Genomic DNA, 26,751 nt, shown 5'->3' with positions numbered 1-26,751 from the left:
GGGTTTGGAGAATGGAGCAAAAGCAATATAACTTGTACGATGTTGTGGAAATGAAGAAAGCCCATCCATGTGGTGAAAATCGCTGGAAGATTATTCGTATGGGAATGGATATCCGCATTAAGTGCGAGGGATGTGACCATTCGGTAATGATTCCTCGAAGAGAGTTTGACCGTAAGGTGAAAAAAATACTTGTGAAGCATGAAGAATAGTGAAAAAGCAACAGCTGCAGTAGACAGCCGTTGCTTTTTTTCATTTGGTGGAAACTTGTCATTTTTTTCGTTACTATCTATAATGATGAAAGATTGAGACATAGGAGTGAAAAATATGGGATTAACGGCTGGGATTGTTGGATTACCTAACGTAGGAAAGTCCACTTTATTTAATGCAATTACACAAGCAGGAGCAGAATCTGCGAACTATCCATTCTGTACAATTGATCCAAACGTAGGGATTGTAGAAGTACCAGATGAGCGTTTAAATAAATTAACGGAATTAGTAGAACCGAAAAAAACTGTTCCGACTGTATTCGAATTTACTGATATTGCAGGTATCGTAAAAGGTGCGAGTAAAGGTGAAGGATTAGGAAATAAATTCTTATCTCACATTCGTCAAGTAGATGCAATTTGCCAAGTTGTTCGTTGTTTTGAAGATGAAAATATTACGCACGTTTCAGGAAAAGTAGATCCAATTGACGATATTGAAACAATCAACTTAGAGCTAATCTTAGCAGATTTAGAATCTGTTGATAAACGTATCGAACGAGTTGCGAAGTTAGCAAGACAAAAAGATAAAGAAGCTGTATATGAGCATGAAATTTTAGTTCGTTTAAAAGAAGCTTTTGAAGAGGGAAAACCAGCTCGTACTGTTGAATTTACAGAAGAGCAAATGAAGATTGTTAAAGGCCTTCATTTGCTTACAACGAAAGAAATGCTATACGTAGCAAACGTAAGTGAAGATGATATTATGGATCCTTCTGAAAATAAATATGTACAAATGGTAAAAGAATTTGCAGCAAATGAAAATTCACAAGTAATTGTTGTATGTGCAAAAATTGAATCAGAAATTGCTGAGTTAGATGAGGAAGAGAAAAAAGTATTCCTTGAAGAACTAGGCATTGAAGAATCTGGTTTAGATCAATTAATTCGTGCTGCATATGACTTATTAGGACTTGCTACTTACTTCACAGCTGGTGTGCAAGAAGTACGTGCATGGACGTTTAAACAAGGTATGAAAGCACCACAATGTGCTGGTGTTATTCATACGGACTTTGAGCGTGGATTTATTCGTGCAGAAACAGTTTCTTATGATGATTTAATGACAAACGGTTCTATGACAGCTGCAAAAGAAGCTGGTAAAGTACGTCTAGAAGGAAAAGAGTATATCGTAAAAGACGGAGATGTTATGCACTTCCGCTTTAACGTGTAATAAAGATATTTCCTAGGAAAAATAAAGATATGAACTTGGCAAATATAGTATATGTTTGCCAAGTTTTTATTTAGCGGTTAGTTGATTCATCTAACTTACTATGATATAATCTAAACTCGTGAGTAATTACTATATAATTAATTGCTCCTTGCCCATTATGGGCCGTTTAGACCAAAAGGAGGTGAAAGTGTAATGAGAAAGTACGAAATTATGTACATCATTCGTCCTGGCGTTGAAGAAGAAGCTCAAAAAGCTTTAGTTGAACGTTTTGCAGGTGTTTTAACAAACAATGGTGCAGAAATCATTAACACAAAAGAGTGGGGTAAGCGTCGTTTAGCTTACGAAATCAACGACTTACGTGAAGGTTTCTACATGATCTTAAACGTGAACTCTAACGCAGAAGCGATTAACGAATTCGACCGTTTAGCTAAGATCAACGAAGACATCCTTCGTCATATCGTTGTTAAAGAAGAAGAAAAATAATTGATATATAAGGGAGAGTGGTTCGATTGATGAATCGTGTTATCCTCGTTGGTCGTTTAACTAAGGACCCTGACTTACGTTACACGCCCAATGGTGTTGCAGTAGCTACTTTTACGTTAGCTGTGAATCGCGCATTTGCGAATCAACAAGGTGAGCGTGAAGCTGACTTTATTAATTGTGTAATATGGCGTAAACAAGCAGAAAACGTGGCAAATTATTTGAAAAAAGGTAGCTTAGCAGGCGTAGATGGACGTCTTCAAACTCGTAATTACGATGGACAAGACGGCAAACGTGTATACGTAACAGAAGTTCTTGCGGAGAGCGTACAATTTTTAGAGCCGCGTAATGGCGGTGGGGAGCAACGTGGTTCATTTAATCAGCAACCATCAGGAGCTGGTTTCGGTAACCAAGGCTCTAACCCATTTGGTCAATCTAGTAATCCGGGCAACTCAGGTAACACTGGTAACTCTGGATTTACAAAGAATGACGATCCATTTTCAAATGTAGGTCAACCGATCGACATTTCCGACGACGATTTACCATTCTAAATGGTATAAATCTGTTAGTTTTAACAAAGAATGGAGGGGAATAGACATGGCAGGACGCAAAGGTGGACGTGCGAAACGTCGTAAGGTGTGTTTCTTCACATCTAACGGCATCACTCGCATCGATTATAAAGATGTTGATTTATTAAAACGTTTCGTTTCTGAGCGTGGTAAAATTTTACCTCGTCGTGTAACAGGAACAAGCGCAAAATACCAACGCAAACTTACAGTTGCAATTAAACGTGCTCGTCAAATGGCACTTTTACCATATGTTGGTGAATAATAGCGTATGAAATGCACAGTAGAGTCGAACTCTACTGTGCATTTTGCTATGCTTTTCTTTTTTGAAAGAGAGGTTAGATGATGAAAAGTACGAGATTTATTACTGAGGGTGCAGCATTATTAGCTATATATGCGATTTTATTGCTTATATCTATGTATGTTCCAATTTTAGGTGCAGTTGTAACGTTTGCACTGCCGTTACCATTTATATTATTAACAGTAAGACATAAACTATCTAATGTACTCGTGATTTTTGTAGCGGCACTTTTTATTACAGTTATTGTGAGTCAACCGATTAGTCTCATAAAGACGGTCATGTTTGGGTTAATAGGTGTTGTATTAGGATACATGTATAAAAAAGGAAAAAAACCAGTGGAGATATTGATAGCTGGAACACTTGCATATTTAATTGGTATTATGCTCATTTATGTTGGAAGTATAAAATTTTTCAACATAGATTTAATGAAGCAAATGCAAAATATGTTTAGTGAAAGTATGGCGCAAAGTGAAAAGATAGTAAGTGCTGCTGGTATGCCGATTAGTAAAGAACAAAAAGAGTTATTAGGACAATTTAATGATATGTTACAAACGCTATTTCCAAGTTTACTTGTAATGGTTTCATTATGTTTCTCGTGGATTACAGTTATGATATCAGGTAGTGTTTTGAGAAAATTAAAGTATGATATTACAGCTTGGCCTAAGTTTAAAGATATACAATTACCAAAGAGTATTGTTTGGTATTACGTCATATTTATTTTGCTATCAACTTTCATGAAAGTTGAACCAACATCATATTTACATATGGTATTTTCTAATCTATATGTAATCTTTGCTATGCTACTCGTATTCCAAGGATTAACATTTATCGCCTTTGTAGCGCATAGAAAAGGTTTTACGAAAGGGGTTCCTATTATTAGTTTTATTGTATGTATGTTTATTCCAATGCTGTTTCCTCTCGTGACAATCTTAGGTATAATTGATTTAGGGATTTCATTGCGTTCTAAAATGGAATGAAAAATGGAGGATAAAATAGTATTATTTATACTGTTTTAAGGTGTTTAATCTGTTTAACTAACTAGAAGTTGAGTTAGTTTTACTTTATAGGAGTTGTATACATGCCTGAATTTTATAAGAAACAGTGGTTTTTATATCCTGTTTACGTATTGGCATTTTTTGTGTTTGTGCTAATTTCGATTCTCTGTTATTTTCATTTAATTGTGGGAATGGCCGCCTTTTTTATTTTTTGTATCGTTCTTTTTTTAGTTATACGATTTGAACTTACCTTTCAAAGGAACTTTGAAAAACATACGACAGATATGATTACAAGGGTAAAAAAAGTAAGCAATGAAGCATTCAACCAAATGCCTATTGGTATTTTGTTATACAATAAGGACTATGGGATTGATTGGGCAAATCCTTATTTATCTTCATGTTTAGGGCAACATGCACTAGCTGGGTGGCATCTGTACGATGTATCAGAAACATTACTCCTTTTTATTAAGGGAGAGACTTCCGATGATATAGTATCTTTAAACAATCGAAAGTTTCGTGTGTTTGTAAGGAAAGAAGAAAAACTAATTTATTTTTTTGATGTAACTGAGCAAACAGAAATTGAAAAGATGTATGAGGATCAGCGTACTGTTTTAGCGGTTATTTATTTAGATAACTATGATGAGGTTACACAAGGGTTAGATGATCAATTACGCACGAATATAACAAGTCTTGTGACATCACGCCTAAATGAATGGGCTGTTAAGTATGGTGCGTATTTAAAACGTGCATCTTCAGAAAGATTCTTCGTTGTACTAAATGAAAGTATTTTGGCGCAAATGGAGAAAGGGAAATTTAGTATTTTGGATCAGGTGCGTGAAGAAACGTCAAAAAGGAATATACCACTTACATTAAGCGTTGGTGTTGGATCGGGTGATTTACCTTTATCGGAGCTTGGAGCGATGGCCCAATCTGGCTTAGACCTTGCGCTGGGCCGGGGTGGAGATCAAGTAGCTATTAAACAAGCAACGGGTAAAGTTAAATTTTACGGTGGTAAGACGAATCCGGTCGAAAAGCGTACTCGTGTACGTGCTAGAGTCATTTCGCACGCATTAAAGGATTTAGTATTAGAAAGTAGCAATGTCATTATAATGGGGCATAGGGCTCCTGATATGGATGCAATTGGTGCTGCAATTGGTATTTTAAAGGTAGCTCAATTAAATGAGCGCAAAGGATATATTGTATTGGACGAAAATGATTCCGATAAGGGAATCAAGCGATTAATGGATAAGGTGAAACAAAATGAAGAGTTATGGTCTCATTTTATTTCACCAGGGCAAGCGATGGAATTTGCGAATGATGATTCATTGCTTGTTGTTGTTGATACGCATAAGCCTTCAATGATGATGGAAGAAAAACTGCTACATAAAATTGAAAATGTAGTTGTTATTGATCACCATCGCCGGGGAGAAGAGTTTATTGAAGATCCATTACTTGTTTACATGGAACCATACGCTTCTTCAACGGCAGAACTTGTTACTGAATTACTTGAGTATCAGCCGAAAAATTTAAAAATGACAATGTTAGAAGCAACGGCATTGTTAGCGGGTATTATTGTTGATACGAAAAGTTTTACATTCCGTACTGGTGCTCGTACATTTGATGCGGCTTCTTATTTACGTTCGCACGGTGCAGACACGGTACTTGTACAAGAACTGTTAAAAGAAGATATGGGCCAGTATTTACGAGTTGCAAAAGCTATAAAAAATGCGTACATTTATAAAAATGGAATTGCGATTGCTAAAGTTGACGGTGATGAATATTATCACCAAGTACTTATTGCACAATCAGCAGACACGTTATTGACAATGACGGGTATTATTGCATCGTTTGTTATTGCGAAGCGTGGAGAAAATTTCATTGGAATTAGCGGTAGATCTTTAGGTGAAGTGAATGTACAGCTAATTATGGAGAATTTAGGCGGTGGCGGGCATTTAACGAATGCGGCCACACAGATGAAAAATGTTACGGTAGATGAAGCTGAGGAGAAGCTTCGATTTGTTATTGATGACTATTTACAGGGAGGCACACAATCATGAAAGTAATTTTTCTAAAAGACGTAAAAGGTAAAGGGAAAAAAGGAGAAGTAAAAAACGTACCAGATGGTTATGCAAATAACTTCTTACTAAAACAAGGGTTAGCTGCCGAAGCGACAAACAGCAGTATGAAAACTTTAGAAGCTCAAAAGCGTAAAGAGGAAAAAGACGCAGCAGCAGAGGTTGAGAATGCAAAAGAGTTGAAAGAAACTTTAGAGAAATTAACTGTAGAATTAAAGGCGAAATCTGGAGAAGGTGGCCGTTTATTTGGTTCTATTACAAGCAAACAAATCGTAGATGCAATGCAAAAATCACATAAAATTAAACTTGATAAACGTAAATTTGAAATGGACGATGCAATCCGTGCATTAGGCTATACAAATGTAACAGTGAAATTGCATCCGCAAGTAACAGCAACAGTAAAAGTTCATGTTATTGAACAATAAAAATAAATTAAGCAAGGAGGATTGCGTATGAGTGATGTACTTGCTGATCGTACCCCTCCGCATAATATAGAGGCTGAGCAGGCGGTTTTAGGGGCCATATTAATTGATCAAGATGCGTTAACGTCAGCATCAGAGCTATTGGTACCTGATTCATTCTATCGAACGAAACATCAAAAGATTTTTGAAGTTATGCTTGGATTGTCTGATAAGGGAGAACCGATTGACTTAGTAATGATGACATCAGCGATGGCTGATCAAGGATTACTAGAAGAGGTTGGTGGAGTTTCTTACTTAGCAGAGTTGGCAGAAGTTGTTCCAACTGCCGCTAACGTAGAATATTACGCACGCATCATTGCTGAAAAGGCGCTTTTACGTCGTTTAATTCGAACAGCGACTCATATTGTATCGGATGGATACGAGAGAGAAGATGACGTGGACGGCCTTTTAAATGAGGCTGAGAAAAAAATATTAGAAGTATCTCATCAAACGAACGCAAAAGCATTCCAAAATATTAAAGATGTTCTTGTAGATGCTTATGATAAAATTGAACTTTTGCATAATCAAAAAGGTGAAGTTACCGGGATACCAACTGGGTTTACCGAATTAGATAAGATGACAGCTGGTTTCCAACGAAATGATTTAATCATCGTGGCAGCACGTCCATCAGTAGGGAAAACGGCATTTTCATTAAATATCGCACAAAATGTAGCGACGAAAACTGATGAAAATGTAGCGATTTTTAGTTTGGAGATGGGTGCGGATCAGCTTGTTATGCGTATGCTTTGTGCGGAAGGAAATATTGATGCACAAAGACTTCGTACCGGTTCATTAACTTCTGATGATTGGGCGAAATTAACGATGGCAATGGGGAGTCTTTCAAATGCTGGTATATATATTGATGATACGCCAGGGATTAAAGTAAATGAGATTCGAGCAAAATGTCGTAGATTAAAGCAAGAACAAGGTCTTGGTATGATTTTGATTGATTACCTGCAGCTTATTCAAGGAAGTGGGAAATCAGGAGAAAACCGTCAGCAGGAAGTATCTGAGATTTCTCGTACACTAAAAGGGATTGCACGTGAATTGCAAGTACCTGTTATTGCCTTGTCGCAGTTGTCTCGTGGTGTAGAATCTCGTCAAGATAAACGCCCGATGATGTCTGATATTCGTGAATCAGGAAGTATCGAGCAGGATGCTGATATTGTAGCCTTCCTATATCGTGAAGATTACTATGATCGAGAAACGGAAAATAAAAATACCATTGAAATCATTATTGCAAAGCAACGTAACGGTCCAGTAGGCTCGGTAGAGCTTGCATTCGTTAAAGAGTTTAATAAGTTCGTTAACTTAGAACGTCGCTTTGATGATGGACATGCGCCGCCCGCATAAAGGCAGTATAAAAAAGAAACACATTTCTTATAATAAGATGTGTTTCTTTTTTTTTATATGAAAGATAGGGCTTTCATAAGATGAATATGTAATTCTTACGAACGAAAACGTTTTTCGATAAAAAAATGTTCGCTTTTTGGTTGACTTCTCTTTCTGTTTTGGTACAATTATATTGTTTGAAAAGTTCGTTTGAAAATTGCGGAGGTGCTTTAATAATGTCTTCAGTAGTAGTTGTAGGAACACAATGGGGCGATGAAGGAAAAGGTAAAATTACTGACTTTCTTTCTGAGCATGCGGAAGTAGTTGCAAGATATCAAGGTGGAAATAACGCAGGACACACAATTGTTTTCGGCGGAGTTAAATATAAATTACACTTAATTCCATCTGGTATTTTCTATAAAGAGAAAATTTGTGTAATCGGAAACGGCTTAGTAGTAGATCCAAAAGCATTACTTGAAGAATTAAAATACTTACACGATCGTGGTGTAAGTACTGACAATTTACGTGTTAGTAATCGTGCGCACGTTATTTTACCTTATCACCTAAAACAAGATGAGTTAGAAGAAGCAAGTAAAGGTGATAATAAGATCGGTACAACGAAAAAAGGTATCGGTCCTGCATATATGGATAAAGCTGCTCGTATTGGTATCCGTATGGCTGATCTTTTAGACCGTGAAGCATTTAAAGAGAAGCTTGAGCGCAATTTAGTAGAGAAAAATCGTTTATTTGAAAAAATGTACGATACAGAAGGTTTCAGTGTAGAAGAAATCTTTGAAGAGTACTTCGAATATGGACAACAAATCGCACAATATGTATGCGATACATCTGTTGTATTAAATGATGCACTAGATAACAATCACCGTGTATTATTTGAAGGTGCACAAGGTGTTATGCTTGATATTGACCACGGTACGTACCCATTCGTTACATCTTCTAACCCAATTGCTGGTGGTGTAACAGTTGGAACTGGAGTTGGTCCTGCGAAAGTTACGCGCGTTGTAGGTGTATGTAAAGCATATACAAGCCGTGTAGGTGATGGTCCGTTCCCTACTGAGCTTCATGATGAAATTGGTCATCAAATTCGTGAAGTTGGTCGTGAGTATGGAACAACAACTGGTCGTCCACGCCGCGTAGGTTGGTTCGATAGCGTTGTTGTAAGACATGCACGTCGTGTTAGTGGTTTAACAGATCTATCATTAAATTCTATCGACGTTCTAACAGGTATTCCAACTCTTAAAATTTGTGTTGCTTACAAATACAATGGCGAAGTTATCGATGAAGTTCCAGCAAACTTAAACATTTTAGCGAAATGTGAGCCTGTATACGAAGAGCTTCCAGGTTGGACAGAAGATATTACTGGTGTAAGATCATTAGACGAGCTTCCTGAAAATGCACGAAAATACGTAGAGCGTGTTTCTGAGTTAACAGGAATTCAATTATCTATGTTCTCAGTTGGACCGGATCGTAACCAAACAAATATCGTTCGTAACGTATACGAAGCTTAATTGATATTTTTTAGAAAAAACTCATGCCTGCATGAGTTTTTTCTTATCTTTTATAAAAAAATAAAAAAAGGTATTGCAAAAATAAAAGATAATATGTTATGATACATCTTGTCGTCACGAAAATATGACGTTGGTGAGTATGAGCCATTAGCTCAGTTGGTAGAGCATCTGACTTTTAATCAGAGGGTCGAAGGTTCGAATCCTTCATGGCTCACCATTTTATTTTTCGTGGCCCGTTGGTCAAGTGGTTAAGACACCGCCCTTTCACGGCGGTAACACGGGTTCGAATCCCGTACGGGTCATGTTTTTTTATGTTCATTTTTGGTCCCGTGGTGTAGTGGTTAACATGCCTGCCTGTCACGCAGGAGATCGCCGGTTCGACCCCGGTCGGGACCGCCACTTTTGTTTATACCACCATTAGTGGTTTTATATATAGTTTTGGCTCGGTAGCTCAGTCGGTAGAGCAGAGGACTGAAAATCCTCGTGTCGGCGGTTCGATTCCGTCCCGAGCCACTCTCAGGATATTAAGTGGGCCCACTTAATATCCTTTTTATTTATGTAATTTTACAAAATTGAGTAGTTATTTTAAAATAGAATGAGGAGCCTCTAGCAGTTGAAGCTAGAGGTTTTTCTATAGATCGTATAGGATTCCGTGTAAAAGTGGATCATACATGGGTCTATGAGAATAGAGGAGAAAATACTTAAACAAAGGGTACGGTCATATAGGGACATACTATATAAACGTCAGTGTGTTTAAGGATTATTGACCATATTTTTATAAGGAGGAAATAGACGATGATGGGAAAGAAAATTTTAGTAGTTGACGATGAAAAGCCGATTGCAGATATTTTAAAGTTTAACCTAGAAAAAGAAGGTTTTGAAATTGTAATGGCGCATGATGGTGATGAGGCAATTGAGAAGGCAAATGAAGAACAGCCAGATATGGTTTTATTAGATATTATGTTACCGGGAAAAGATGGCTTAGAGGTATGTCGTGAAATACGTAAAAGCTCAGAAATGCCAATTATTATGCTTACAGCAAAAGACTCTGAAATTGATAAAGTATTAGGGCTTGAGCTTGGAGCAGATGATTATGTAACGAAGCCATTTAGCACGAGGGAGTTGCTTGCGCGTGTGAAAGCGAATTTACGTCGCCATCAGCAGGGTGGTGCAGCAGAAAAAGAAGAAAATACTGAAATGGTTATTGGACCAATCGTTATTAATCCGAATGCTTATAGTGTGACAAAGCGTGAAGAAAGCATCGAACTTACACATCGCGAATTTGAATTACTACATTATTTAGCGAAGCATCTAGGACAAGTTATGACACGTGAACATTTATTGCAAACAGTTTGGGGTTATGATTATTTTGGAGATGTACGTACAGTGGATGTAACGGTACGTCGTTTACGTGAAAAAATTGAAGATAATCCAAGTCACCCTACTTTAATTGTAACTAGACGTGGGGTAGGGTATTACTTGCGTGACCCAGAGCAGGAATAGTATATGAAGAAAGTCGGTTTTTTTCAATCTATTCATTTAAAATTTGTGCTTATATATATGCTATTGATATTAATAGCGATGCAAGTTATTGGCGTATATTTCGTTAGGGAATTAGAAAAAAGCCTTGTAAAAGGTTTTCAAGATTCCTTAACGCAGCAAACAAACTTACTTTCTTATAACTTGAAGCAAGAGTTTGTAAAAGAGCGTCCTAAAACAGAATCAGTAGATAAGGCTATTAAGGAATCGATTCAAAAATTTGCATCAGACCGTAAGAAAGACATTCAAGAAGTAAGTGTAATTGACGCCAATAGAAAATTGATGGCAATTTCAGACGCGTCTAAGCAAAATAAGGTAGGAAGAATGTCAACAGATAGAGCTGTACAGCGGGTAATGGTACAAAAGAAACCAGAGTCAAAGATTGAGAAAGATGGACAGACAGGCCATCGAGTTCAAGTTATGATTACGCCTATTTTAAAAGAACCAGGCGGAGAGGTACTTGGCGTCATTCATATTGTTGCATCTATGGAAGATGTGTATAAACAAATGAAGGATATAAATCAAATTTTTGCAACGGGGACAGTAATTGCCTTATTAGTAACAGCTGTACTTGGAATTTTATTGGCTCAAACAATTACGAGACCAATTTCAGATATGCGAAGACAAGCAATTGAAATGGCGAAAGGAAATTATTCGCGAAAAGTAAAGGTGCATAGTCATGATGAAATTGGACAACTAGCATTATCTTTTAATAATTTATCTAAAAAATTACAACAAGCTCGTTCCTCAACAGAAAGTGAAAGACGAAAATTATCATCTGTTTTATCACATATGACAGATGGGGTAATCGCTACTGATCGAAAAGGGGATATTATTTTATTAAATGATCCTGCGGAAAAAATGTTAAATGTTTCGCGTGAAACAGCGCTAGATCAATCGGTATTAGAAGTGCTAGGGATACAAGAAGAATTTACACTGGATCATTTATATGAAGAACCCGATTCAGTTTTATTAGACTTTAGTACGAGAAATGAACCGTATATTTTACGTGCTAGTTTCTCTGTTATTCAAAAAGAAACAGGGAAGGCAAATGGTTTAATTGCTGTATTATATGATGTAACAGAGCAGGAGCGCATAGAACGAGAGCGCCGTGAGTTTGTTGCAAACGTATCTCATGAGTTAAGAACGCCGTTAACGACGATGCGTAGTTACTTAGAAGCGCTTACTGATGGAGCATGGCAAGATCCGAATATTGCACCACAATTTTTAACGGTTACACAAGAGGAAACAGAAAGAATGATCAGGCTTGTAAATGCATTGTTACAACTATCTAAACTAGATAGTACAGAACATCGTTTAATGAAGGAGTTTGTCGACTTTACTGACTTTTTTAACAATGTTATCGATCGCTTTGAAATGTCCAAAGAGCAAAATGTAAGTTTCAAACGATCTTTCTCTAAGAAATCTCGATTTATTGATATGGATTCGGACAAAATTACACAAGTTTTATATAACATTATTTCCAATGCATTAAAGTATTCACCAGAAGGTGGCACAGTAACATATCGCCTACGTGATCGCGGGGAGTTATTAGAAATTAGTGTGAGTGATCAAGGAATGGGAATTCCGAAAGAAAATGTAGAGAAAATCTTTGAACGTTTTTATCGTGTGGATAAAGCGCGTTCGAGACAGATGGGTGGTACAGGCCTTGGGTTAGCTATTGCGAAAGAGATGATTGAGGCACATGGCGGCTCGATTTGGGCGAAGAGTGAAGAAGGAAAAGGGACAACTATTTATTTCACATTGCCAATGGCGGCAGATGAAGAGGACGATTGGGAATGAGCATGGAAAACTTTAAAACGATAGTTCTAATTAATTTAGTTGTCATTAGCCTATTTCTTACTTTTAACTTATGGACATATGTTCCTGATTCTACTTCCATGCAAAACACAAAATTCGTTCAAGGTAACGAAGATATAAATCCAATAAAGATTTCGGAGATTGTTCGCCCATCTTCTGTCATTATTCATAAAGAGAAAAATCATTATGTGAGCGAAAATAAGGAAAATGTGGATTCAATTTATAAAATTCTTGAAAATGGAGAATTACATGATTTTAGGGAGATAACAGGGTCAGTTCCTAAAGGTGATTTTCTTTCTTATGTACACGGAGAAGAAAAAATTGAATTTGTTTTCCCTACAAATATCCCACTGGATACGATTAAAAGTATGTTTAATATTAAAGATAAAAACATAGAAAGTAACAGAAGTTTTAATCGTATTATAATTGACCCTTCTCGAAGCAAGGATCAAGAAATTAAAGTTAATTTTGTTTCCTATGATACTTCTCGTAAAATATATCAAGCGACATTGACTGGTGCTTACGTAAAGGATATTTTAAATGCTCAAAATCAACTTATAACAGTAGCAAGACCATATTTTGAATATCAAATAAATGATACAAAAAAACTTTTTTTACCAGATGGGATTACGGAATTAAGTAAGGTAGAGTATATTACATCTAAACTAGAAGTGGATACGTTTAAAAATGCTTTATTTAGTGATCCACGTTATTTAAGTCCTATTTCTGAGAAAACAAAGGAAACATTTACGGATGGTATCCGTTCTATGGAAATTGATAAGTCGAATGCAATGTTGAAATATAAAAACTCCGCTGTACATAGCGATAAAACTACAGATAATGCAATAATTTTACAAAAAAGTTTTGACTTTGTAAGTGGGCATAGTGGCACTTTAAAGTCTTATCGTTTTGATTACATTAGTAAGGGGAAAACTTCATTCCGTTTATATGAAGGCGGCTTGCCTGTATTTAATGCAGATGGAATCGCTGAATTAAAACAAGCGTGGGGTTCAGGTGAAGTCATGCAGTATGAAAGACCTCTTTATAATTTAAGTTTCAGTTTACCAAATAAACAACCAACAACTTCTCTTGCATCAGGTCATACGGTGATGACATCATTAGAAAATAATCCGGAAATTGACAAAAATTCAATTCAGGATGTTGGGATTGGTTATAAATTATCATTGGAACCTTCCATCAACGCAAGGAAAATGGGTATTTTACAGCCGATATGGTATGTAAAATATGATGAAGAAGGTAAGCAACAAATATTTGAGTGGAGTGAGGGGGGACTAAATGGATTGGGATCGAATTAAAACGATATTTATTGTGACCTTTTTTGTTTTAGACCTCTTTCTTATTTTTCAATTCATTCAAAAGCAAGGTAGTAATCAATTGGAGCTTGTGGCGGAAACAAAGATCGATCAACAATTAAAAGCTGAAAAAATTACTATGGGGAATTTTCCTAAAGAACCGAAAAAAGAGTCACTTATAATGGCGAAAAATAAGGTTTTCAAAGAAGAGGATGTGCAATCTTTAAAAAATCAAACGGCACACTTACAAGGCGAATATCAAATAGAGAGTAAATTAAAAGAGCCTTTTTTAAATACGAAATCATTGTCAAAAGATAAGTATAATGACTTTTTGAAAAATTATGTGCTAGATGGACAAAAATATGAGTTTGGAGCAATAAAGGACTCAAAAATTTACTTCTTTCAAAAGTATAAAGATAAACCAATTTTCTACAATGAGCGTGCGATGATCGTTGTGGATTTAAATGAAAAGAATGAGCTTGTTTCGTATACACAAACGATGTTAACGGATTTAAAGGAAATGGGCGAAAGTGAAAAAACGAAAGAGCAAGAAATCATTACTGCTCAAACGGCTTTAGTGAATTTATATTTAAAAAATAAAATTGCGGACAATACGCATGTGAAAGAGGCGCAGATCGGATATGCGACTCTTGCAGAGTCTTCTTCTAATATACAAGTGCTTGCCCCAACATGGAACTTAAAGACAGAGCAAAAAAAGGACTTTTTTGTGAATGCAATTGAAGGACAAGTCATGGAATTAGGCGAAAATCAAGTGCCTGAAGAATATAATGGAGTGAGAAAGAATGAGCATGCAGTTTAGTGTACTTGCAAGTGGAAGTACAGGGAATATGTTATATGTAGGAACGGATGAAAAAAAATTGCTCGTCGATGCAGGTTTAAGTGGTAAAGCTACAGAGGCTTTGTTTAAACAAGCTGAACTGAATATAAATGACATATCAGGTATTCTTGTAACACATGAGCATAGTGATCATATTAAAGGATTAGGTGTATTGGCACGTAAATATGATTTACCTGTTTATGCGAACGAGAAAACATGGAATGCGATGGAACACTTAATAGGCAATATCCCAACTGATCAAAAATTTATTTTCTCAGTTGGGGATGTGAAAACATTTGGCGATATTGAAGTTGAATCATTTGGTGTTTCTCATGATGCAGCAGAGCCGATGTTTTACGCTTTTCATAATAATAATAGAAAGTTAGCTCTTATTACAGATACTGGCTACGTAAGTGATCGTATGAAGGGTGTTATTAAGGGAGCGAATGCTTTCGTATTTGAAAGTAATCATGATGTTGAAATGCTTCGTATGGGACGATATCCATGGAGCATTAAACGACGTATATTAAGTGATGTAGGTCACGTTTGTAATGAGGACGCCGCATTGGCGATGGCGGATGTTATTACAGACGAGACAAAACATATTTATTTAGCACATTTAAGCTTAGATAATAACATGAAAGAATTAGCGCGTATGTCTGTATCACAAGTATTAGAAGAAAAAGGTTTTGGCGTTGGAGAATCTTTTGAAATACATGATACAGACCCGAAAATGCCTACGAAAATTCAATACGTATAATTCTTCATTTTAGTAAACAATAAAGGTGAATATAGTTGTTTTTAGGAAGATAGGTGAACAAATATGTCCTTTATTGATGAAGAAAAATATCGTATAAAACGTGCGGGTAAAAAGAAGCATAAAGGTATTGTAGTTTCTAGCATAGCGGGAACAATTGTAGGGGCTTCATTATTTGCATTTGGAGCCCCTTTATTTTCGAATCATGCAGGTACGCTTCCACAAGCTGAAGCAAGTGGGAAAAATATGGCTCAAGCTCAAGCTGGAAATGTTCCAGCTAAACAGATTAGCTTTGTAGATGCTGTTGATCGTGCGTCTGAAGCAGTTGTTGGTGTTATTAATATTCAGCGAGATGATTTTTCAGAGGCGGATTCAGAAGCGGGTACAGGCTCTGGTGTGATTTATAAGAGGACAGATGGACATGCTTACATCGTAACAAATAACCACGTTGTTGCGGGAGCGAATCGTATTGAAGTGAGCCTGAGTGACGGTAAGAAGGTTCAGGGTAAAGTATTAGGAACCGATGTAGTCACAGATTTAGCAGTACTAGAAATAGATGCGAAGTATGTGAAAAAAGTGATTGAAATTGGCGACTCTAATACTGTTCGTAGAGGAGAGCCGGTTATTGCGATTGGAAATCCACTAGGATTACAATTTTCCGGGACTGTCACACAAGGTATTATTTCGGCTAACGAGCGTATTGTTCCTGTAGATTTAAATCAAGATGGACATTACGATTGGCAAGTAGAAGTATTGCAAACAGATGCGGCAATTAATCCAGGTAATAGTGGTGGTGCACTTGTAAATGCAGCAGGACAATTAATTGGCATTAACTCAATGAAAATTGCAGCAAAAGAAGTAGAAGGAATTGGACTAGCTATTCCAATTACGAGAGCCGTCCCTGTTATGAATGAACTTGAGAAATACGGTAAAGTAAAAAGACCTTATGTTGGAATTGAACTAAGATCATTAAACGAGATTCCAAATTATTATTGGTCAAAAACGTTACATTTACCAGATAACGTAACGGAAGGGGTTTGCATTTTAGATGTGAAAAGTCCTTCGCCAGGTACGGATGCTGGCTTGCGAGAACATGACGTTATTGTGGCGGTAGATGGAAAACCGGTGCAAGATATTATTGGGTTCCGCACGGCCTTATATAATAAAAAAATTAACGATAAAATGACTCTTACGTTTTATCGTGGCACAAAACGAGCGACAACAACGGTGAAATTAGGCATTCAAAAGTATTAAAAACAGGAGGGCCTACCTCCTGTTTTCTATTGTAGAAAAGTGAGGTGAGGAATATGAATTTACCTTGTTGTTTAGAACACGTTGAATTAGCACTAGATATCATTGTAGATGAGTGTGAAGTTGCGCCAGTTATTAACAATGTGGATAACTCTGAAAAAGAGAAGAAAACATGTGAATTTTGTCAAAATGAGGCGACATATGTTGTATCGAACACAGATTCTCACACAATATGTGGGTAACATTTGTGGATATGTGGATAAGTTATGTGGATAACGTGTTTGTAAGGTGGGGAATAAATGTGAATATCTCGATTATTTCAATCGGAAAATTAAAAGAAAAATACTTGAAACAAGGTATAGCAGAATACTTAAAACGATTATCTTCTTATGCAAAAGTAGAAGTAATTGAATTACCAGATGAAAAGGCACCAGAAAATTTAAGTGAAGCAGAAATGTTAATTGTAAAAGAAAAAGAAGGTATACGTATACTGGATAAAATTTCTGATGATACGCATGTCATTGCGCTAGCTATAGAAGGAAAACAAAAATCATCAGAAGAGTTTGCAGCAAGTCTAGATCGTCTTGCAACATACGGAAAGAGTAAAGTAGCGTTTGTAATTGGTGGATCACTTGGACTTAGCTCAGAAGTAATGAAGCGTTCAAACGAATCTCTTTCTTTCTCAAAGATGACATTACCACATCAATTAATGCGTCTAGTATTGCTTGAGCAAGTATATAGGGCGTTTCGGATTAATCGCGGTGAACCGTATCATAAGTAAGTGAGGTATTCTATGTAAAACAAGGGTAAGAAAAGAATACAGGAGAAAATCGAAAATGGCAGGTTGGTCTTGATTTTCACTGATATTATCATGTTTATTTTATTATGCCTATAATTGGGGGCTATGTGAATGTTAAGTGATCAGGCGAGATATTCTAGGCTCGCGAATATAACAAAAATAATAAATACAAAATTAGAACTACGTGAAGTATTGCAGCGTGTAACAATGGCGATATCAGAGGAGATTGTTCAATGCAACGCTGTTGGAATTTATTTACCCCAGGAAGATGGAACATTTAGAGGGTTTGCAGGAAAACCAGAGACCATAAATGGCGTAACGCTCGATACTCAGGTAATTGATCCTGAAATAGACTTACTGGCAAAAGAAGTTATTGAAACCAAGAAAACCATCTATATCCCTGATACCTCAAAGGATCATCGGCCAGATCCGAGATCAGTTGATGCGTTCAAAATTAAGTCCGTATTAGTCCTGCCTATCTCATTTGGGCAAGAGTTATTTGGTCTGGTTTTTTTATTTGATTATGGAACTCCAATGAACTTAACAGATTCAGAAATTCAAAGTGTTGAAGCTTATGTAAATATGGCTGCGGTCGCAATTCAAAACGCAAATAATTTAACACAAAAGGAAAACCTTATCGCCGAGAAGCAGCTGTTACTAAATGTTACCCGTGATTTATCAATGTGTTCCTCGATACAGGAGAGTTTTGATAAATGTTTTTTTTACTTAGGACAGATTTTAGAGAGTAAAAACATGGCTGCCCACCTTTTAGACCCGCTAGACAAAACAACGATTAAAACGACGAAGTTAAGCAAGGACTGTGATTGGACAGAAGCGGATTGGATGGAGAAAAGCTATGAAGCCAAGATCCAAGAGGTTATTCAAACAAAAAATATAGATAGTAAGGGTCTACTGATGATTCCATTGGTTTCAATGGGGGAAGTATTAGGGATAATCGTCGTTGGCAAAGGGGGAAAAGCTCACAATTACGATAATTCCCAAATTCAACTGGCAAAATCTATCGTTGATGCCACAGCTCCTACGTTTTCAAACTTGTTATATATGGATCAACTTGAAAGCATGGTGGAAGAGCGAACGAGAGAACTAGCTGCTGCTAATGAGAAAGTTACAAGTGTGATTGAAAGTATTACGGATGGATTCTTTACTTTGAATAATAAATGGGAATTTACGTACGTAAATAAGCATCAATATTTTCCACAAAGAAAAACAGCAAAAGATGTATTAGGCAAGAATGTATGGGAGGTTTTCCTGAGTAGCGTCGACACAGTTATGTATAAGGAATTTCATCGTGCAATGTCAGAGCGAACTACAGTTCATTTCGAATTTCTTTCTACCCCTGATGAATATTGGCACGAAGTTATTGCATACCCGTATGATGATGGTATTTGTTGTATTTTTAAAAACATAACGGAAAAAAAGCAATATGAACAGGAATTGAAAAGGTTATCCAACATAGAGTTAATAGGGCAAATGGCAGCAGGTATTAGCCACGAGATTAGAAATCCAATGACAACAGTACGAGGATTTTTGCAGTTATTAAAAGAAGAGAACAGCTATGAGAACCATAATAAGTACTTTAATTTAATGATTGAAGAACTTGACCGTTCCAATTCTATTATTACTGAATTTCTCTCAATGGGTAATACAAGGAAATCAGATTTGCAGATGTTAGATTTAAATTCAATTATTCACGATATTATTCCTTTAATAAAGATTGATACGTATAATCAAAATAAATATATTCAAGTCGATACAAATGACATTCCGGAATTACTTTTAAACCGTAATGAGATACGACAATTATTACTAAACCTATACCGTAATGGCTTAGAAGCGATGAGCACAGAGAAAGTTCTAACCATTAGCACCTACAAGGAAGGTCAAAATTGTGCGGTGCTTGCAGTACAGGATCAAGGAAAAGGTATCAAGCCTGAAGTATTAGAGAAACTGGGTACTCCATTTTACACGACCAAAGATAATGGAACTGGATTGGGATTAGGTGTATGTTATGCTATTGCCGCCCGCCATAATGCAAAAATAGAAATTCAAACAGGATCGGAAGGCACTACCTTTTTTGTTAAATTTAATTATGAAAATAATAAAAAATAACCCTATTTAGATTAGTTACGGTGAACCGTATCATAAATAGTGAGTAGTAATCGGAAATTAATCATGCCTTGTGTATTAACATAAAGTATTATTGGCTGTATATTGAATAAAAAATATAATCAAGAAAAAAGCACTTATCTTTACAGGATAGAGTGCTTTTTTATACGCACTTTATGATTTTAGATGTAACTGCTACGTAATGAAAATGTACAATAAATATAGGGATATGCAAGTGTTTGGTAAAATCAAGTATACTCAATAGAGGAGAAAAGAAGTATTAGATGTATTTAGGGGGGCTTAACATATTTAAGAGAGATATGAAAAAAATATTGATATCATTACTAAAAAATCCATTAGTAATAATCGTATACTGGATTTTTTGTTATGAGTTAGCTTTATTATGTATGTATGGAAGAATCAATAATAATATTTATATTTGGTTATTATCTATAGCATTTTTAATACTTATCATTATATTTACTACAATTAAAGTTATAAAAAATAGGGAACGTGAATCGTCCAAATTATTAAATGTAAAGGGATGGAAATACATTTCCGTTATCATCCTTATCTTTATAACGTCTTTTTATGGGATGAAAATTTATAAAAGTGCAACGAATTATGGTGGTAAACTAGCATGGTTTATAGAAAGCGTAAAAAACGAAAGATCAGTTAAGCTTGAGCGTGATAATATATATAAGTATGGTGTAGAGGGTATTTTTGAAGATATAAATAAGAAATATACTTTGCCAAAGAAGTTATATATGTCGGATGATTTTACTTTGGAATTTAAATCAGATGGAACAGTTATATCATTTGATACTTTTCTTTATGGAAAAAATGCTGCTGGAAAAGAGGAAAGCTACTTAATATCTTATAATAAAAATAAATCAAAAGATATTTTTGTAGGATTAAATGGGTATGTTAACGCTGATTATAATGAAGATAAATTAGTAAAACCTTTAATTAAAACAGTTCAAGCTATTCCAGTTAAACAAACTGTCAGTAAGTGGAATGAAGATAAGTATGGGCTGGTTTATTATGGGAAAAGGAACTGGGGTTACAATGGAGAAGGAATTATTAATATTAATAAAGATGGGAAATTAGAGAAGCTTGAAGAAGCAAAATCCGAAATAATTGGATATACGGTATCTATATTTATCCCTGGAAAAGAGAAAGAGATAGTACCTGCTAGATATAATTTACTAGGTGCCCCAAATTGGAGTAAGGAAAGTAGTTCTAAAAAGAAAAAGAAGGATTTAACTAATAATAATGAGCAATTTTACTTTTCAAAAGAAGTGGGTTATAAACTAGATGTTACAGATAAAGCATTAGGGAGTACCTTTTATTCCCTAAGCAAGACAATTGATGGTGGGGAAACATGGGGAGTTATAAATGAGGACCCGTTCAATGAAGCGGTTGGTAGTGCATCAGGAATCATCTTTTTTAATGAAAAGCTCGGATTTTTAAGGGCAGCCAGACCCTCTGGCAATGAAGGGAGGCTATACCGTACAGATGATGGGGGTATAACTTTTAAAAAGGTGAGCTATACGAATCAGGAAGTGAAACTAGAAAGTGGACAGGTAATAAATCCGTTTGATTTTCCTAATCTGCCTTATGAGAAGGATGGAGTTTTTAACATGCTAGTAGGGCAAGGAGCAGATGGAGACTACAATGGTAATAGTAGTATACTTTATCAATCAAAAAATCAAGGTGAAACATGGGAGTATGTAAAAGAGGTTAAAGATAATTAATAGTGGGAAAGACCATTGGATAAAAATCACCGATGGTCTTTTAAACATTACTAGGTGGTATGTAGATTTCCTAAAATAAGTATGTTTCTATTTCCATAAAAATATGCTGTAATATGAAGAGGAAAAAGTATAAGTAGTTAGAGAAGTGAGGAATTAAAGGTGAAAAAGTTTAAGAAGTTTTACTTGGAGATTACGAGCGTATGTAATCTTGCGTGCAGCTTTTGTCCGCCGACGGAAAGGCAGAAGCAGTTCATTTCTGTGGAGGATTTTGCTAAAAGATTAGACCAAATTAAACCTCACACAGACTACATTTATTTGCACGTGAAGGGGGAGCCTTTGCTTCATCCAAAGATAGATCAATTGCTTGATCTAAGCCATGAAAAAGGGTTTAAAGTGAATATTACAACGAACGGAACGTTAATTAATAAGAGAAGGCATAGATTGTTAAATAAACCTGCATTAAGACAAATGAATTTTTCGCTGCACAGTTTTGATGGACACCCGGGATCGCAAGATAAAGAGGGCTATGTAAGGAGCATACTTTCTTTCATTAGAGAGGCGACAAGTCAATCGGATTTAATTGTTTCGTTAAGATTATGGAATTTAACTCAGGACAACAAAACGAATCTTGAAATTCAGCGGAATAGAGAGTTATTATCTATTATCGAAAAAGAATTTGATCTTTCTTATAAAATTGAAGAGAAGCTTACACCAGGAAAAGGTATAAAAATTGCGGAACGTGTATTTATTAATCAAGATTATGAATTCCAGTGGCCAGCATTACATGAAGAAGAGGATGATGGAAAAGGTTTCTGTCATGGCTTACGTAATCAGGCTGGAATTTTAGCGAACGGAACTGTTATTCCTTGTTGCTTAGATGGTGAGGGGATTATTAATCTTGGGAATATTAATAATGATTCATTCTCTAATATTATTGAGGGCGATAGAGCGAAAAATATTGTAGATGGATTTTCAAAAAGGGTTGCGGTAGAAGAATTATGTAGGAAATGCGGATACCGCAAAAGATTTGGAAAGTAGATATAGAATAAGCCCTCATAAAGCGAGGGCTTATTTTTATCCCGCAAAATCCCGATTGGTGTGGGCTAATAATCAGCGGGGGATGGACAAAACCCCACTGATTAAAGTTTCACTTTATTCCTGATAAGAACGTTCTAATTCATCAATTAATGAACCGACATAAGAAACAGCTTTACGGATTGCATCTGGCTTTGACATGTCTACTCCAGCGTGTTTCATTAATTCGAGTGGTGTCATTGTACCACCTGCACGAAGTACATTGAGCCAGCGATCAACAGCAGGCTGTCCCTCTTCCTTAATCATTTGGGCTACAGCGGTAGATGCAGTTAGGCCTGCTGAATATGTGTAAGAATATAAGCCCATATAATAGTGAGGTTGACGCATCCATGTTAAACTGGCGCCTTCATCAATTTCTACTGAATCTCCCCAGAATGTAGAAAGGACATTCGTTTTTATGTCAGTTAAAGTTGTAGCAGTAAGCGCTTGCCCTTCTTCTGCCAAGGAATATACTCTGCGTTGATATTCACCCTCAAGTAAATGAGTAACAAAGTTATGATAATATGTGCCGAGTAGTTGCAAAATGATCCATCTACGCATTCTCTTATCTTCATTTGTCGCGAGTAGATACTGTGCTAATAGTAATTCATTCATTGTTGAAGGTGCTTCCACAAAGTACATAGATGGACGTACGTTCATAATACGCTGGTTTTTATTTGCTAAATAAAAATGGCCAGCATGCCCAAATTCGTGAGCTAATGTGAAACATCCGCGCATCGTATTTTGCCATGTAATTAAAATATAAGGGTGAGAACCGTATGGGCTAGAGCAGAAGGCACCTGTTGATTTTCCAACGTTATCTGCAAGGTCTACCCATCTTTCTTTAAACCCCTTTTCGATAATAGCATTATATTCCTCTCCTAATACTTTTAAAGACTCTTGAATTAGTTTACCAGCTTCTTCGTATGTGATTGTCGGATTAAATTCAGGATCTAAAGGTGCGTGTAAGTCACAGAAAAGCATTTGATCAAGCCCTAATACTTTCTTTTTTAAATCTGCAAAACGGCGCATATGAGGCGCTAATTCGTTATAAATAATATCTAGTTGGTTGTTATACATTTCAAGTGGAACTTTTTGGGGCTCTAAAAGCATATGAGTAACGGATTCATATTTGCGTAAACGAGAAAGTGTCACTTGTTTTTTTACTTCAGTAGCATATGTTGTTGCAACTGTATTTTTATAGCGTTTCAATGTGGAAATAAATGATGAATATGCTTCTCTACGTATATATGCGCTTGGAGAAAATTCATATTTGCTTTCAAATAATGCAAATGATACAGGCAAATCATTTCCTTGTTCGTCCTGTATAGGAGTGAAATCCATATCCGCCAATTTAGTCATACCATAAATTTTGTAGGGGGAACTATGAACTTCGCCGAGTGCAGCAAGGGCCTCCTCTGTTTCAGGTGAGAGAGTATGCTGTCTCTTTTTGAGTACTTCTAATAATGATTTACGGAAAGGTTCGAGTTCTGTTTCCTCAGTTAAATATTTTTCAATCGTTCCTTCTCCAAATGAAAGAATTTCGTTATGAATAAAGGATCGTGCAGTATGCATTTTCGCTCCTAGAGCTGAAATTTTGGAAGAGTTCGCTTGAATAACTGGATCTGTACGATCAGTAGATTCTTTTAAATTTGCATATGTGCTGAGTTTTGTTAACTTCATTAAAAGCTCTTCTTCTAAAAGTAGGCAATTTAATAAAGTGGTGGGATTAGTATGTAATTGTCCTTTAAATGCATCGAGTCTTTTTATATCATTTTCTAATACATTTAATGCAGTGTGCCACTCATTATCAGACTTATACAAATCAGAAAGATCCCATATTAGTTCAGTAGGAACTTCTTCGCGAATAGGGCGTTTCTCAATTACATCTTTCATTTAATGTATCCCCCTTATTTTAAGTATTTAAAAACATGATACTAGAAAATTCAGTTAAATGAAAATATTTAACAGTTTTATACATAAAAAAAGGACAAGCATAAAAATGCTTGTCCTTCGAGTTAAATTTAAGAATTAATATACTTTGTCACCGTTGAAAATAGAGTTTTTCACGACAACATAATCTACAGTACGAATTGAGTCTAATTTTGTTCCACCAGCATAAGAGATAGAAGATTGAAGATCTTGTTCCATTTCGATTAAAGTGTCTTCTAAAGAACCTTTATGCTCAACGAACATTTTCTTACCTTCAACGTTTTTCTTCTCACCTTTTTGGAATTCAGAAGCTGAGCCGAAGTACTCTTTATAAAGTTTTCCATCCCTTTCAACTGTTTCCCCTGGAGACTCTTCATGACCAGCGAATAGAGAACCGATCATAACCATAGTCGCCCCAAATCGAATAGATTTAGCTACGTCGCCATGCGTACGAATACCGCCGTCAGCAATGATTGGCTTACTTGCAGCTTTTGCACACCAGCGAAGTGCAGCTAGCTGCCAACCACCAGTTCCAAAGCCTGTTTTAATTTTGGTAATACAAACTTTACCAGGTCCAATGCCAACTTTTGTCGCGTCAGCACCAGCGTTTTCTAATTCTCTTACCGCCTCTGGAGTTCCAACGTTTCCAGCGATAACGAAGCTTTCTGGTAAATGCTTTTTAATATGTTGAATCATGTTGATCACAGCATTAGAATGGCCGTGCGCGATATCGATTGTAATGTATTCAGGGGAAAGTTGCTCAGCAGCTAATTGTTGTACGAATTCATACTCGTCTTCTTTAACACCAACGCTGATTGAAGCAATTAATCCACGTGATTGCATATCTCTAATGAATGAGATTCGTTTCTCTGGTTGGAAACGATGCATAATGTAGAAGTAATTATTTTCAGCTAAATAAGTTGCGATTCTTTCATCAATAATCGTTTGCATATTTGCAGGTACGACAGGTAATTTAAATTTATGTTTTCCTAAAGTGACAGTTGTATCACATTCAGATCGGCTATTTACAATGCATTTTGCAGGAATTAATTGAATGTCTTCATAATCAAATACGTTTTCCATCATTTACACCCCTAAAATACGAATATTTCACTTAGTTTATTTAAAAATGTTCGTCCAAATGATAATTTACAGTATTTTTAGTAATAAGTCAAAGGTTTTAATATTTAATTTGAAAGATTAAAGTTTATTTAATAGTTATTGGATTTATATGGTTATAATGTATTTTAATATGTAATGATTTAATGTAGAATTATATATGGCAAATAACAGATAAATATATTGATTTAGGGGAGATTTTATGGGGCGTTTAGTATATATGGATTGGCTACGTGTAGTAGCGACAATTGCGGTCGTTACAATTCACGTTGCTGCTGGTTATGTTTCTATATTAGATTCAAATAACGTGTCGCGTTGGTTGGCTGGTAATTTTTACGATTCACTTTCGCGTGCTAGTGTTCCAATTTTTGTAATGATTAGTGGAGCCTTATTATTAAAGGGAACAAAGGATATTTCTATTGGGGAATTTTTAAAGAAACGTGCAAGTAAAGTGATCATACCTTTTATAGGTTGGAGTTCCATATTTTACATATACGGGGCGTGCGTAGGATATTTTCCTGCTTCTTTAAAGCAAGGGATAAAGTACTTTTTAACAAATAGTATCGGGTTACATCTGTGGTTCCTATACATGATTGTAGGAATATATTTAATCACACCTTTACTGAAAGTATTTGTGAAAAATGCTAAGAAGCGAGAGATAGAATATTTTTTAATTTTGTGGCTATATGCATCTGTTATAGTCAAACTAGTAAATTATTATTATCCTATCAACTTTAATATCGAACTATTTTACGTTACAAATTATGTAGGATATTTTCTACTTGGTTATTACTTATCGAACTATGATATTACGAAAAAATGGAGGAACATTTCTTATATTGGGGGACTTGTAGGATTTATTGGTACATTCTTTATTACATACCATTATACAGTCAAAGCTAATGGACAGCTGGATCAATATTGGTATGAATATTTTGCTCCAGGTGTTGTACTTATGGCAATTGGACTATTTGTATTTTTCAGATATACGTTCCAAAATTCAGACAGACAATTACCATTTTTATTGCGTGGCATAAACCAAGCAAGTCTTGGAATTTATATTCTTCACTTTTTCTTATTAAATAATTATCTATACATAGTCATTCCAAAGGTGAATGCACATGTACATGCAATATTGGCAATACCTATCAATGTAATTATTACACTTGTCCTTAGTATGGTAATAACTTTAGTATTGCAAAGAATACCGGTTGTAAAGAGACTAGTTCCGTAAAGATATTTCTTCTACAAAAATATATTGTT

The 26,751-nt window shown here is 35.8% G+C and carries 24 protein-coding genes and 4 tRNA genes; 26 read left to right on the top strand and 2 right to left on the bottom strand.

The window, feature by feature from the left end:
* The first annotated feature begins 11 nt into the window (after positions 1-11).
* The 25 genes from MR109_RS07880 (at position 12) to MR109_RS07760 (ending at position 22,401) form a co-directional block, all read left to right on the top strand.
* Positions 12-209, top strand: coding sequence for a DUF951 domain-containing protein (locus MR109_RS07880; protein ID WP_000436051.1), 198 nt, complete (start codon positions 12-14; stop codon positions 207-209).
* 115 nt (positions 210-324) lie between these two features.
* Entirely contained in the window at positions 325-1,425 is a 1,101-nt protein-coding gene (gene ychF, locus MR109_RS07875) for a redox-regulated ATPase YchF (RefSeq protein ID WP_000524664.1), read from the top strand.
* A 192-nt stretch (positions 1,426-1,617) separates the two neighbouring features.
* A complete protein-coding gene (gene rpsF / locus MR109_RS07870) occupies positions 1,618-1,908 on the top strand; it encodes a 30S ribosomal protein S6 (RefSeq protein WP_001233781.1) in 291 nt (96 codons plus the stop codon).
* A gap of 26 nt (positions 1,909-1,934) precedes the next feature.
* Complete coding sequence (gene ssb / locus MR109_RS07865) at positions 1,935-2,456, top strand: single-stranded DNA-binding protein (protein WP_002174505.1); 522 nt, start codon at positions 1,935-1,937, stop codon at positions 2,454-2,456.
* Between the two features lie 46 nt (positions 2,457-2,502).
* On the top strand, positions 2,503-2,736 hold the full coding sequence (rpsR, locus tag MR109_RS07860) for a 30S ribosomal protein S18 (RefSeq protein ID WP_000918874.1): 234 nt from the start codon (positions 2,503-2,505) through the stop codon (positions 2,734-2,736).
* A gap of 77 nt (positions 2,737-2,813) precedes the next feature.
* Entirely contained in the window at positions 2,814-3,749 is a 936-nt protein-coding gene (locus tag MR109_RS07855) for a YybS family protein (RefSeq protein WP_242271637.1), read from the top strand.
* 101 nt (positions 3,750-3,850) lie between these two features.
* Complete coding sequence (locus MR109_RS07850) at positions 3,851-5,824, top strand: DHH family phosphoesterase (protein ID WP_048375045.1); 1,974 nt, start codon at positions 3,851-3,853, stop codon at positions 5,822-5,824.
* Positions 5,821-6,267: a 50S ribosomal protein L9 gene (gene rplI / locus MR109_RS07845; protein WP_002174502.1), complete on the top strand. Its 447-nt coding sequence runs from the start codon at positions 5,821-5,823 to the stop codon at positions 6,265-6,267. Before MR109_RS07850 ends, rplI begins: the two co-directional genes overlap by 4 nt.
* 27 nt (positions 6,268-6,294) lie before the next feature.
* A complete protein-coding gene (gene dnaB, locus MR109_RS07840) occupies positions 6,295-7,656 on the top strand; it encodes a replicative DNA helicase (protein ID WP_071719594.1) in 1,362 nt (453 codons plus the stop codon).
* 215 nt (positions 7,657-7,871) lie between these two features.
* Positions 7,872-9,161: an adenylosuccinate synthase gene (locus MR109_RS07835; protein WP_025146944.1), complete on the top strand. Its 1,290-nt coding sequence runs from the start codon at positions 7,872-7,874 to the stop codon at positions 9,159-9,161.
* Between the two features lie 141 nt (positions 9,162-9,302).
* Positions 9,303-9,378, top strand: a tRNA-Lys gene (locus tag MR109_RS07830).
* A gap of 13 nt (positions 9,379-9,391) precedes the next feature.
* Positions 9,392-9,463 (top strand) — tRNA-Glu (locus MR109_RS07825).
* Positions 9,464-9,484: 21 nt separating this feature from the next.
* Positions 9,485-9,560, top strand: a tRNA-Asp gene (locus tag MR109_RS07820).
* 41 nt (positions 9,561-9,601) lie between these two features.
* A tRNA-Phe gene (locus MR109_RS07815) sits at positions 9,602-9,674 on the top strand.
* A gap of 282 nt (positions 9,675-9,956) precedes the next feature.
* The gene (gene walR / locus MR109_RS07810) at positions 9,957-10,664 is read left to right on the top strand and encodes a cell wall metabolism DNA-binding response regulator WalR (protein WP_002174499.1); all 708 of its coding nucleotides are present in this window, start codon (positions 9,957-9,959) and stop codon (positions 10,662-10,664) included.
* A gap of 3 nt (positions 10,665-10,667) precedes the next feature.
* Complete coding sequence (gene walK, locus MR109_RS07805; RefSeq protein ID WP_071719596.1) at positions 10,668-12,503, top strand: cell wall metabolism sensor histidine kinase WalK; 1,836 nt, start codon at positions 10,668-10,670, stop codon at positions 12,501-12,503.
* Positions 12,500-13,837, top strand: a complete 1,338-nt coding sequence (locus MR109_RS07800) for a YycH family regulatory protein (protein WP_242271636.1) — start codon at positions 12,500-12,502, stop codon at positions 13,835-13,837. The genes walK and MR109_RS07800 overlap by 4 nt, the downstream gene beginning before the upstream one ends.
* A complete protein-coding gene (locus tag MR109_RS07795) occupies positions 13,818-14,654 on the top strand; it encodes a two-component system regulatory protein YycI (protein WP_242271626.1) in 837 nt (278 codons plus the stop codon). The genes MR109_RS07800 and MR109_RS07795 overlap by 20 nt, the downstream gene beginning before the upstream one ends.
* Positions 14,638-15,432, top strand: coding sequence for an MBL fold metallo-hydrolase (locus MR109_RS07790; RefSeq protein ID WP_002174495.1), 795 nt, complete (start codon positions 14,638-14,640; stop codon positions 15,430-15,432). Before MR109_RS07795 ends, MR109_RS07790 begins: the two co-directional genes overlap by 17 nt.
* Before the next feature lie 63 nt (positions 15,433-15,495).
* Positions 15,496-16,683, top strand: coding sequence for a S1C family serine protease (locus MR109_RS07785; RefSeq protein WP_002174494.1), 1,188 nt, complete (start codon positions 15,496-15,498; stop codon positions 16,681-16,683).
* Positions 16,684-16,736: 53 nt separating this feature from the next.
* Positions 16,737-16,922, top strand: a complete 186-nt coding sequence (locus MR109_RS07780) for a CxxH/CxxC protein (protein ID WP_001052827.1) — start codon at positions 16,737-16,739, stop codon at positions 16,920-16,922.
* A 59-nt stretch (positions 16,923-16,981) separates the two neighbouring features.
* On the top strand, positions 16,982-17,461 hold the full coding sequence (rlmH, locus tag MR109_RS07775; protein ID WP_002174493.1) for a 23S rRNA (pseudouridine(1915)-N(3))-methyltransferase RlmH: 480 nt from the start codon (positions 16,982-16,984) through the stop codon (positions 17,459-17,461).
* A 129-nt stretch (positions 17,462-17,590) separates the two neighbouring features.
* A complete protein-coding gene (locus MR109_RS07770; protein ID WP_242271624.1) occupies positions 17,591-19,609 on the top strand; it encodes a GAF domain-containing sensor histidine kinase in 2,019 nt (672 codons plus the stop codon).
* Positions 19,610-19,890: 281 nt separating this feature from the next.
* Complete coding sequence (locus MR109_RS07765; RefSeq protein ID WP_242271622.1) at positions 19,891-21,363, top strand: WD40/YVTN/BNR-like repeat-containing protein; 1,473 nt, start codon at positions 19,891-19,893, stop codon at positions 21,361-21,363.
* A gap of 159 nt (positions 21,364-21,522) precedes the next feature.
* Positions 21,523-22,401, top strand: a complete 879-nt coding sequence (locus tag MR109_RS07760) for a radical SAM/SPASM domain-containing protein (protein WP_025146952.1) — start codon at positions 21,523-21,525, stop codon at positions 22,399-22,401.
* Between the two features lie 114 nt (positions 22,402-22,515).
* Here MR109_RS07760 and pepF read toward each other — a convergent pair whose 3' ends face one another.
* Both pepF and guaC read right to left on the bottom strand, forming a co-directional pair.
* Entirely contained in the window at positions 22,516-24,333 is a 1,818-nt protein-coding gene (pepF, locus tag MR109_RS07755) for an oligoendopeptidase F (protein WP_242271620.1), read from the bottom strand.
* Between the two features lie 135 nt (positions 24,334-24,468).
* Positions 24,469-25,452: a GMP reductase gene (gene guaC, locus MR109_RS07750; protein WP_048375030.1), complete on the bottom strand. Its 984-nt coding sequence runs from the start codon at positions 25,450-25,452 to the stop codon at positions 24,469-24,471.
* Positions 25,453-25,690: 238 nt separating this feature from the next.
* Here guaC and MR109_RS07745 point away from each other — a divergent pair, with 238 nt between their 5' ends.
* Positions 25,691-26,722 (top strand): acyltransferase, encoded by a 1,032-nt coding sequence (locus MR109_RS07745; protein ID WP_242271618.1) that lies wholly within the window; start codon positions 25,691-25,693, stop codon positions 26,720-26,722.
* Positions 26,723-26,751 lie beyond the last annotated feature (29 nt).

Source organism: Bacillus cereus group sp. BfR-BA-01310, from assembly GCF_022664325.1.
Lineage (GTDB): Bacteria > Bacillota > Bacilli > Bacillales > Bacillaceae_G > Bacillus_A > Bacillus_A paramycoides.
Note: the sequence above shows the minus strand (reverse complement) of the source record. Positions and strands in the feature narration are given on the sequence as shown.